Here is a 10,812-nt window from a genome sequence, read left to right as displayed (position 1 = left end):
GCCCCGCTCCCCGGGCGGGCCGGCCGGTCAGGCCGGGACGGCGACCGCCTCGCGGAGCAGCCGGCGGGCCAGCACCAGCCGGTCGGCGTCGTCGTCGAGGCCGGGCAGGTCACCCACCCGGAGGCCGTCGCCGGTGAGCAGGGCGCGCAGCGCCGGCGCACACTGCTCGGGCAGGGTGATCGTACGGTCGAACAGGCGCAGCGCGACCCGGCCGCCGTCGGCCGGGGCAAGCTGCCAGCGCAGCCCGGCCCGGGGGGCGATCCGGCTGTCGGGGTCGAGCGCGGCGAGCGCGGCGGCCTGGGCGAGCGGCCGGATCGGGGCGGGTCGGGCGGCGGGCCAGGCCCGGCGGCGCAGCCCGGCGGCGACCGCGACCGGGTCGGCCCGCAGCAGCCAGTCGCGCAGCGCCTCGACCGTCTCGGTCAGCTCCGGCTCGATGGCGTCGGGGTCGGCGACGTCGGTGCCGAAGGGCAGCCCGGCCCGCAGCCGAGGGTCCTCGGCGGCCAGCGCCAGCAGCTCCTCGACCAGGGCGTACCGGGTCAGCGCACGGATGCCCACGGTCAGGTGCAGGGAGCGGGACTCCTGCGCCTGGGCGCTGTGCAGCCAGCCGCGCGGCAGGTAGAGCGCGTCGCCCGGTTCGAGGACCACGTCGAGTGCGGCGGGCCCGTGGGCGGTGGCGGCAATCTCGTCGGCCCGGCCGCCCCAGGGCTGCCTCTCCAGCGGGTCGGGGAGCACCGGCGGGTGGATCCGCCAGTGCTTGCGGCCGTCGACCTGGAGCACGAAGACGTCGTGGGTGTCGTAGTGGGTGGCGAAGCCCTGGCTGCCGGCCGGGGTGAGGTAGGCGTTGACCTGCAACGGCTGTGCCAGGGCGGTGCCGAGGTCGCGGGCGAAGTCGACCAGGGCGGGCCAGAGGCGGTGTAGCCCCTGCAACACCAGGGTGGCGCCGGAGGCGTACAGCTCCAGGATCCGCTCGTCGAGGACCTGGTCGCCGATCTCGGCGCCCGCTCCGCCGCCACCGGTGAAGCGGGCGGTGGGGACGAGCTGGCCGTCCCGGGCCACCCGCAGGAACGGGGTGCGCAGGCCGCGCCGGGAGAGCAGTTCGTCGGCGTCGTCGGGGCTGAGCAGATCGGTGAAGCCGTCGGTGTTGGGCAGTTCGGCGGCCCGGGACAGCAGCGGCGCCCTACCCCAGTGGGCGGCGGCGAACTTGGCCGGCTCGACGCTGACGCAACGGGCCAGCGCCCCGACCGCGTCGGACGGGACCGCCGGGCGGCCGTGGCCGCCCGGCGGGTCGATGATCGTCATGGGTCGGCTCAGGACGCGCTGCCGTCGGCGCCACCGTCCCGGTGACCCGGGGTCGCGCCACCATCGGCCGGACCCTCCGCACCACCGTCGGCACCACCGTCCTGGTGACCCGGAGTCGCGCCACCATCGGCCGGACCCTCCGCACCACCGTCGGCACCACCGTCCTGGTGACCCGGAGTCGCGCCACCATCGGCCGGACCCTCCGCACCACCGTCGGCACCACCGTCCTGGTGACCCGGAGTCGCACCGCCGTCGGCCGGACCCTCAAGGCCACCGCCGCTGCTGGTCTGGATGTCGTCGTCATTGAGTGCCATGGGTGCTCCCTCGGGTGTGCCGCCCCGCCGTAGGTCGGGGTCGCTCGTGCAGCGGGTGGTACCCCCCACCCGATCTTCTCTAACCACACCGTAGACGGCGGGGCCCGGCACGCGGGACGGTTCGCCGGGCCCCGTCGCCGTCAGCCGGTACGCAGCTCACCCGGGAAGGGTGCGGGGAGCGGCCCGGCGGCCGGTGGTCGGCCGCCGGGCCTGCCCGATCAGGATCAGGAGGTCCTGCGTCGGTAGCGGAGAAGCAGGGCCGTGCCGGTGGCGACGGCGAGGCCGCCGACGCCCGTCAGGACGGGCACCAGCGCACTACCGCCGCTGTCACCGGTCACCGGCAACTCTGTCCGGCTTGGAGCCGGCGGGCCGGTCGGCGCTGCCGTGGGCCGGCCCGTGGGGTTTCCGGTGGGCTGGCCCGTGGGGTTTCCGGTGGGGTTTCCGGTGGGCTGGCCGGTCGGCGTCGCGGTGGGGGTCTCCGTCGGAGTGCCCGTCGGCGTCGCCGTCGGAGTACCCGTCGGAGTAGCGGTTGGCGTGCTCGTCGGTGTAGCGGTCGGCGTGCCCGTCGGCGTACCGGTTGGCGTCGCCGTCGGAGTGCCCGTCGGCGTCGCTGTCGGCGTACCGGTCGGCGTCGCTGTCGGCGTACCGGTTGGCGTGCCCGTCGGCGTCGCCGTCGGCGTACCGGTTGGCGTCGCTGTCGGAGTGCCCGTCGGAGTCGCGGTGGGCGTACCCGTCGGGGTGCCGGTTGGCGACTGGCAGACCGGGGCGTTGATGGTGTTGGTGTCGAGGGTGACCGCGCCGGTCTCGGCCAGCGCACGACCCTGGAGGGTGGCACCGGTGGTCATGGTGATCGAGGCCTGGGCCAGGATGTTGCCCATGAACCGGGTGCCGGTGCCGATCGTCGCCGAGCTGCCGACCTGCCAGTAGACGTTGCAGGGCACCGCGCCGTTGATGAACACCACGCTGCTGTTGGACGCCGTGACGAGGGTGGAGGCGATCTGGAAGATGAACACCGCCGCCGGGTCGCCCTGCGAATTCAGGGTCAGCGTGCCGGTCAGTTGCGCGGCACCGATCCGGTACACCCCGGGGATGAGCGTGGACCCGCCGAGTTCCGCCGGAAGGCTGGTGAACGGGGTCCGTCCGGCGGCGTCGTTGTACGCGGTGGTCAGGTCGTTCTTGGCCTGTAGGGCGACGGCGTCGCCGAGGTGGGTCTCACCGCCGACGACCCCCGGCGGGAAGCCCGGGGCGGTGTTGCCGGGAGAGACGCCGAGGCTCTGCGCCAGGAAGCTGGGGCCGGTGTTGGTGACGGTGGAGCCGGCCAGCACGGAGAAGTTCGCCGCTGTCCCCAGGCCGACCGGCGCTACGGCAGCGCTGGCGCCGGTTCCGCTGAAGATCAGCACGGCGCCGGCCGCGCAGGCGGCGGCGACCGCCGCGAGTGCCGGCAACACGGCGCGTCGCCGATCACGGATTGGAGTGACTGTCACGATGTGGCCCTCTCGTGGTGCGTCTCCGCAGGCGCTGCCACGACAGCGGCCCGAAGTCACACCTGGATACCGACAGGTGCAACCAGACTTTTACACACATCTAAGCCCCAAAGGATGACAAAACTACAAGACGCTCGGTGACCACGTCCGGACCTGACAGTGCCGACGGGAGGACGGACCTCCCGGCGGCACAGTCACGGCCTACCTACCGGCGTCGGACCCCGCGCATCACGGGTTGACGGTGATGGTGAAGGTCGACGTGGTGTTGCGGATGTTCTGGAAGTTGTTACTGAACCGGAGGTTGTTGAAGGTCGCCGAGCCGACGACCGGGCCCTGGCCCGCCTCGGGCAGCTCGTTGGCCCAGATGCCGAAACCGGACTTGGCATCGAAGGCGTCGCCACTCTTCTGGGCACCACTGATGGAGATGTTGGTGAAGATGGTGTCCGTCACCGCCTGGGTGGCCTGACCGCCGCTGTAGTTCGACTGGAACATGATGCCGTGGTACGTCGGATCGATGATGTCCACGTTGTTCACCCGGATGGCGCGGAACTCCTTGGACGCGGCGAACATCCAGATCGCCGGGAATGTCTGCGCGCCCCAGAAGTGACCACCGGCCCGGACGATCGAGGCGTTCTCGATCGTCGTCAATCCCGGACCGAAGCCGGCGAACGAGTAGCCGAAGTCCAGCGAGCTGACGGTGATGCCCGAGTAGGTCAGCATGTCCGCGATGTACATGTTACGGAAGACGTTGTTCTGCCCGCCGTACACCGCGACGCCCGCCGCCCGCCAGGTCAACGTGGCGGTGAGGTTCTCGAACACGTTGCCGGTGTTCGCCCCGCCGCCGCCGTCGGTGGCGGAGAAGAGCGCGAACGCGTCGTCACCGTTGGACCGACCCTCGACGTTGCTGATCAGGTTGTTGGTGCTGCCGTTGGTCATGTTCAGGCCGTCGGCGTAGGTGTTCCGGATCCGCGAGTTCTTGATCGTGATGTTGCTGACCCCGAGACCCCAGAACATGCACATCTGGTGCTCCACCCAGATGTTGTCGAACGTCATGTTCGACACCCGGGACAGGTCGAACACCTTGCCCGGACCGTCGTTGCGGCTGGTGTAGTTGCCGAAGTAGGAGAACCCGGCGAAGGTCGAGCCGTTCGCCGACGCCTCGGCCCGGAAGCCGACGTCGGTGTTCTCCTGGTTGGCCGGCGCGGCGAACCGGGTGTACCAGGGGCCGGCGCCGACGACCTGGAGCGCCTTGCCGTACACCTGGAACTTCTGCTGGGTCGGGTAGGTGCCCGCCGGCAGGTAGACGCCGACCAGGTTGGCGTCCTGCCGGGCCCGGTCCAGGGCGTTCTGCACGTCCTGGTGGGTGAAACCGGCCGGCACCGCGTACCGGGACGGGTCCGGGTTGGCCACCGGCGCGACCTGCTCGGTGTTGATGAAGTCGATCGCGTACGTGGAGGTGTTGGCGGCGTCCTTCTGAAGCTTGATCTTGCTGCCCGCCGGGACGGTGGCGTCCAGGAAGATGTTCGCCTCGTCGTAGATGTGCCGCGGGCCGCCCGCGCCCGGGGAGTTGCCCGGACCGGCCTCGGCACCGTAGAGCCACATGTACTTGGAGGTCAGCGGGATCGCCTTGTGGAACACGTTGTTGACGTAGACGTTCAGCGTCGAGTCGATCCCGCCGCCGCCCGGGGCGTCCGGGATGGAGAACCGGGTGACCAGCGTGTTGGTGCTCGCCCTGGTGGTGAACTCGACGTAGTTGCCGGTCGAGTTCAGGGTCACCGCCCGACGTCCGGACGCCTCACCGGCCAGGTCGCCGATGATCCGGTTCGGCCCGACCACCTGCGCGCCGCCGCCGACCAGACCGTCCTCGGCCTCGTACATCTCGTACGGCAGGTTCGCCCCGCGACCGACGAAGAACGGGGTGACGCTGGTGTTGTTGGCCCGCTTGAGCGGCAACTCGTTGGCGTCGTCGGCCAGCACCACCCGGACGTCGTACTTGCCGTTGACGGCGGTCCAGGTGCCCAGGTTGACCGGGGCGGTGGTCGCGCCGGCCGCGATCGCACCGGTGTACGACCCGGTCAGGGTACGCAGCACCGCGCCGTTGGCCGGGTTGACCACGGTCAGCGTGATGCCGTGGGCACCACCGGCGGAGGCGACCGTGCCCTGGTTCTTGATCGCCACCGAGAAGGTCACCGTGTTACCGGCGGCCGGGTTGCTCGGCGACCAGCTCACCGGCGAGGCGACCAGGTCGGAGCTGGCCACCGGCGCGACGACCAGCGGCGACGGGTTGGTGTAGCTGTTGTTCGCGTCGTTCTGCTCGATCACCGTGTTGGCCTCGTCGACCTTCGCGCTCAGCGGGTAGCTGCCCGCGTTGCGCGCGCCGATGTTCGCGGTGACCGTGCTGGAGGCGCCGGCCGCCAGCCCGCCGACCGCGGCGGTGCCGGCCAACGTCGTACCCAGGTAGAAGTTGACGTTGGTGGCCCCCGAGGCCGCGGTCCCGGCGTTGCGGACGGTGGCCGACAGGGTGACCGTGTCGGTCTCGACCGGCGAGGCCGGGGAGACCGTCATGCCGGTGATGGTCAGGTCCGGGTTCGGCGCGGGCACCCCGATGATCTGGAACTCCGCCACCTGCCCGGCCGGAGCACCGGAGTTGGTGGTGATCTGCAACCGGACGTCGGCGACCGTGGCGCTGACCGGAATGGTCACCGTGTTGCCGGTGGCCGGGCTGAAGCTGTAGGACTGGGCCGCCGCCAGGCTGGCGAACGTGCCGCTGCTCTGCTCCCGGCCGAGCACCTGGATGGTCTGGGTCCGCGGACCCCACGAGCTGTCCGGGTTGAGCTTCACCACGACCGAGCTGACGGTCGCGTTGGCGCCCAGCGCCACGGTCAGCACGCTCGGGAAGTTGTTCGCCTCCCAGTAGGTCGCGACGTTGTTGTCGTTCGCGTTGGTCGGCACGAAGGTGAAGACCGAGCCGGACGCGGTGACCGGCTTGCCCACCGCGAGGTTCGAGCCGCCACCACCGCTGCCGGTCCGGGTGACCGTGTTGCTGTTGCCCGACTGGTTGCCCGCCGCGTCCTTCGCCCGCACGTAGTACGACACCGTCGCCGTCGTCGGCTGGGTGTCGGTGTACGTCAGCACGTTCCCGGCGACACTGCCGCGCAGCGCGCCGTTGGCGTAGACGTCGTACCCGGTGACGCCCACGTTGTCCGAGGACGCGCCCCAGGCCAGCCGGATCTGCCCCGACCCCGGCTCGGTGAAGGACAGGGTGCCCGGCACGGTCGGCGCCTGGTTGTCCCCGCCCGGCGTGCCGGTCCGGGTGACCGTGTTGCTGTTGCCCGACTGGTTGCCCGCCGCGTCCTTCGCCCGCACGTAGTACGACACCGTCGCGGTCGCCGGCTGGGTGTCGGTGTACGTCAGCACGTTCCCGGCGACGCTGGTGCGCAGCGTCCCGTTGGCGTAGATGTCGTACCCGGTGACGCCCACGTTGTCGGTGGCGGCGTTCCAGGTCAACCGGATCTGCCCCGACCCCGGCTCGGTGTACGCCAGGTTGCCCGGCGTCGACGGCGCCTGGGTGTCACCCTCGGCCGGCCCGTAGACCTCGAACTCGGAGATCTGTCCGGCCGGCCAGCCGGTGTTGCCGGTGATGTTCAGCCGGACGTACCGGGTGGTGGTCTGGTTGAAGTCGATGGTCACGGTGTTGCCGGTGGCCGGGTTGAAGACGTACCCGGCCGACCCGACGATGGTGGAGAACGGGCCACCGCTGTTGTTGCTGCCCTGCACGCTGAGCGTCTGGGTACGGGTCTGCCACGCGGAGGACGGCGGCAGCTTCAGCACCACCCGGTTCACCGCGATGGCCGAGCCGAGGTCGGCCTGGAGCCACTGCGGGAAGGCGTTGTTGGCGCTCTCCCAGTAGGTGTTGGCGTTGCCGTCACCGGCGTTGGCCGGCCCGTAGACGTCGGCGGTGCTGCTGGCGGTCAGCGACACCACCGCGCCCGCCGCGGCGAGGTTGACCTTCGACACCGCCGCCGGGTGCACCTCCAGCTCGGCGAGCTGGGCGGCGGACGCGCCGCTGTTGGCGGTGATGTTCGCTTTCACGTACCGGGTGTGGGTGGCCGGGAACGTGATCGTCACCCGGTTGCCCGAGGCCGGGCTGAAGGTGTAGCTGGCCGAGCCGACGATGGTGCGGTACGACGTGCCGTCGGGGCTGCCCTGGATGGCCAGCGTCTGGGTCCGCTTCGACCAGCCCCTGGGCAGCTTCAGGGTGACCCGGTCGATGGTGGCGCCGCGGCCGAGGTCGACGGCGGCGGCCTGCGGGAAGGCACCACTGCCCTGCCAGTAGCTGGCCTGGTCGCCGTCCTTGAGGTAGGCGGCGGCGTGGCCGGTGCTGGCGCTGGTCGCCGCGGCGGCCCTGCCGGCGGCGAGGTTGGTCGCGGGTGGCTGGTCGGCGGGCGCGGCGGAGGCGGGCAGGGCCGGCGCGAGCGCCGTGACCATGCCGGTCACCAGGATCGCCGCGAGCGGACGCCAGGGGACGGGGTTGGTTCTCATTGCGTTCCTCCAACTTCGGGCTGGAACGTCAGAAGGGGGGTGGAGGTGCGAAAGCCCGGACGGGCGACGGAGCGGGCGGACGTTGCCCGACCCCGATTGGTGCTGATCGGGAGCTTGCGGACAGGCGCCACCGGCAGAAGGCACGTGGGGCAGCCGGCGGTGCGGAAGGGCCCCTCGCCACCAACGGGTGCGACGGGTCGGGGCCCTTCCTGGCGCCTAGGAGGCGTAGACCTCGTACTCGGAGAGCTGGGCGGCGGGCCAGCCGGTGTTGCCGGTGAAGGTCAGCCGCAGGTACCGCTGGGTGGTCGCCGGGAAGGTGACCGTGGCGGTGTTACCCGAGGCGGGGTTGAAGGAGTAGCCCGCCGACGCCTTGACCGTCGCGTACGACGCGCCGTCGGTCGACCCGAGCACCGACAGCGTCTGGGTACGGGTCTGCCACGCCGCCGCCGGCGGCAGCTTCAGCACCACCCGGGACACCGAGCGGGCCGAGCCCAGATCCACCGTGATCGACTGCGGGAAAGCGTTGTTCGCGCTCTCCCAGTAGGTGTTCGGGTTGCCGTCCACCGCGTTGCCGCCGCCGTAGACGTCGGCCACGCTGGTCACCGTCGTGGGCCGGCCGGCGGCCAGGTTGCCGTTCGCCGGCGGGGTGGTCGGCGGCGGCGTCGTGGGCGGGGGCGTGGTCGGCGGCGGCGTGGTCGGCGGCACGGTGGTGGGCGGCGGCGTGGTGCCGCTGCCGTACACCTCGAACTCGGACACCTGGCCGGCCGGCCAGCCCGTGTTGCCGGTGAAGGTCAACCGCAGGTAGCGGCGGTTCTGCGCCGGCAGGTTGATGGACACCGAGTTGCCACTGGCCGGGTTGAGGGTGTAACCGGCCGAGGCCACCGCGGTCGAGTACGACGAGCCGTCCGTCGAACCCTGCACCGAGAAGGTCTCGGTCCGGGTCTCCCAGCCCGGTGGCAGCTTCACCACCACCCGGTTGGTGTCGACCGACGCGCCGAGGTCGACGGTCAGCGACTGCGGGAAGGCGCCGTTCGCGCTCTCCCAGTAGGTGGCGGCGTTCCCGTCGTTGGCGTTCGACGCCACGTACCCCTGCGACGTGCTGGTCGCCGTGATGGACCGCCCCTGGGCCAGGTTGTCGCCCGGCGGCGGCGTGGTGGGCGGGGTCGTCGGCGGGTTGGACGGCGTGCCGGTCGGCGGCGGGCTGGTCGGCCCGCCACCCCAGATCGGTGCCGGCCACGGGCCGCAGTCCGGGGTGGCGGTGTACCAGCCCGAGTTGCCCGAGCCCTGGGTGATCTGGAAACCACTGCCGACGCAGTTGTGTATCGGCTTCGCCTGGGCGATGCCGCTGGCCCGTACGTTGGTGAAGGAGACCTGGCTGGCCGCCTGCACCTGGAGCGCGTACGTGCCGGCGCCGACGATGTTGACGTTGTTGAGGACGATGCCGTTCGTCCGGCCCTCGATCCAGTGCAGCGCCGCGTAGGAGCTGTCCAGGATGTCGGTGTCGGTGATGTTGATGGTGGGGTTCTGGAAGTCCTGGTTCAGTGCCGAGAACCAGATCGCCCCGACCCCGAAGTTCCAGTTGTAGTCGGAGTTGCCGTTGCGGATCAGGGTGTTGCGGGCGATCGTCCAGGTGCCCAGGACGGAGGTCGCCCCCTGTACGCCGGGATAGCGGTTGGCGACGTGGATGCCGCCGCCGTTGGTCAGCGAGTCGGCGGTCACGTTGTCGGTGATCTTGATGTCCCGACCGCCGTAGCTGACCAGGTGGTTCGCCAGCAGGGTCACGCCGATGGTGTTGTGCGTGAACGAGTTGTTGACGTTCGGCACGTTCTGGGCCCACATCGCCAGCGCGTCGTCCCCGGTGTTGCGGACGAACGTGTTGGTCACCGTGGAGTTGGTCACCCCGGTGTGGAAGTTCACCCCGTCCGCGGTCTGGTCCAGGATCCGGCTGTTGCGGATGGTGAAGTTGTCCATCGGACCGTCCATCCAGGCCCCGACCTTGGTGTGCTGCATCCAGACGTTGTCGATGACCGAGTCGGTCATCGCCCCACCGAACGCGTTGACCTGGTCGTCGTCGATCCGCTCCTGGATGTCGCCGATGACGGCCAGGTCGCGCACGGTCACGTTCCGGCTGGGTCCGTTCGCCTCGTGCGGCCGTACCCCGCCGGTGTAGCCGCCGCCCGGGACGTACTTGCCGTAGATGCCGGCCGCCCGGTTGCGTTGGGTCGGGTGCCGGCCGCCGAGCACCGAGTACCACGGCCCGGCGCCGCGCAGCGTCACCCGGTCGACCACGACGTGGTCCCAGAGGGTGAAGGTGCCGGCCGGGATCCAGACCGCCCGGCCCTGTGCCGCGCCCGCGTCGACCGCCGCCTGGAAGGCCGCGGTGGAGTCGGCCCCGCCGGTCGGGTCGGCGCCGAAGTCGGTGACCACGTCGATCACGTTCGCCGGCTTCGCGATCGGCCCGCCGACCAGTTCGAAGTCGGCCAGGTCGATGGTGAAGGTCGGTGACTGGGCGGTGGAGCTGACCTGCAACCGGACCTTGGTGCCGGCCGGGTAGGTCGACCCGAGCAGGGTCCGGGCCTCGTCGTAGAAGTGGTGCGGGTTGGTGTCACCGGGGTTGTTGTTGAACGGGTATCCCCCGTAGTACCAGCCGTACCTCGAGGTCACCGGCACGGCCTTGACCACGTTGCCGTTGACCCGCAGGTCGATGCTGGCGTTCCGGCCGGTGCCCGCCGGGCTGTCCGGGATGCTGTACCGGAAGGTCACCGCGTCGGCCGGCTTGGTCAGGGTGAACTCGACGTACTCACCGACCGCGTCCAGGGTCACCGCTTCCCGCCCGGAGGCTTCCGAGGGCAGTTGACCGTAGTAGCGGGTCGGGCCGATCTTCGAACCGTTGTGGGCGACGTTCTCCGCCTCCTGCTCGACGAACGGCACGGTCGCGCCGCGACCGACGATGTCGAACGGGGAGAGGCCGGCGGCCTGGGCGGGCGCCGCCGAGGTGAGGGTGAGCACACTGATCGACGCCGCGGCCATCGCGGCACTGGCGATGACTGCCAGCCCGACCCGGGCGCGGTTGGTGCGTGGTGCGGTGGCGGTGCCGGGCGTGGGCGCGCCGGCGGTGTGGATGGCCATTGGATCCCTTCCGTCAGGAAAACCAATTCCCCCGTGCGTGGAGC

The 10,812-nt window shown here is 71.1% G+C and carries 5 protein-coding genes; all 5 read right to left on the bottom strand.

The window, feature by feature from the left end; all coding sequences use genetic code 11:
- Positions 1-27 precede the first annotated feature (27 nt).
- The 5 genes from ACIQG9_RS23285 to ACIQG9_RS23265 all read right to left on the bottom strand — a co-directional run bounded on the left by ACIQG9_RS23285 (position 28) and on the right by ACIQG9_RS23265 (position 10,768).
- Complete coding sequence (locus tag ACIQG9_RS23285) at positions 28-1,299, bottom strand: cupin domain-containing protein (protein WP_400405967.1); 1,272 nt, start codon at positions 1,297-1,299, stop codon at positions 28-30.
- Between the two features lie 8 nt (positions 1,300-1,307).
- Positions 1,308-1,613: a hypothetical protein gene (locus ACIQG9_RS23280; protein ID WP_400405965.1), complete on the bottom strand. Its 306-nt coding sequence runs from the start codon at positions 1,611-1,613 to the stop codon at positions 1,308-1,310.
- Positions 1,614-1,837: 224 nt separating this feature from the next.
- Positions 1,838-3,061 (bottom strand): ice-binding family protein, encoded by a 1,224-nt coding sequence (locus ACIQG9_RS23275; RefSeq protein ID WP_400405963.1) that lies wholly within the window; start codon positions 3,059-3,061, stop codon positions 1,838-1,840.
- Positions 3,062-3,325: 264 nt separating this feature from the next.
- Positions 3,326-7,639 (bottom strand): discoidin domain-containing protein, encoded by a 4,314-nt coding sequence (locus ACIQG9_RS23270; protein WP_400405961.1) that lies wholly within the window; start codon positions 7,637-7,639, stop codon positions 3,326-3,328.
- Positions 7,640-7,855: 216 nt separating this feature from the next.
- The gene (locus ACIQG9_RS23265; protein WP_400405959.1) at positions 7,856-10,768 is read right to left on the bottom strand and encodes a discoidin domain-containing protein; all 2,913 of its coding nucleotides are present in this window, start codon (positions 10,766-10,768) and stop codon (positions 7,856-7,858) included.
- Positions 10,769-10,812 lie beyond the last annotated feature (44 nt).

Origin of the sequence: Micromonospora sp. NPDC092111 (assembly GCF_044755745.1) — a bacterium.
Lineage (GTDB): Bacteria > Actinomycetota > Actinomycetes > Mycobacteriales > Micromonosporaceae > Micromonospora.
The sequence above is the reverse complement of the archived record's forward strand: the minus strand, read 5'-3'. Positions and strand labels throughout refer to the sequence as shown.

What these genes read in the sequence shown, in the direction of transcription:
- ACIQG9_RS23285 (WP_400405967.1), bottom strand. Translation starts at nt 1,299, where the DNA reads ATGACGATCATCGACCCGCCGGGCGGCCACGGCCGCCCGGCGGTCCCG.
- ACIQG9_RS23280 (WP_400405965.1), bottom strand. Translation starts at nt 1,613, where the DNA reads ATGGCACTCAATGACGACGACATCCAGACCAGCAGCGGCGGTGGCCTT.
- ACIQG9_RS23270 (WP_400405961.1), bottom strand. Translation starts at nt 7,639, where the DNA reads ATGAGAACCAACCCCGTCCCCTGGCGTCCGCTCGCGGCGATCCTGGTG.
- ACIQG9_RS23265 (WP_400405959.1), bottom strand. Translation starts at nt 10,768, where the DNA reads ATGGCCATCCACACCGCCGGCGCGCCCACGCCCGGCACCGCCACCGCA.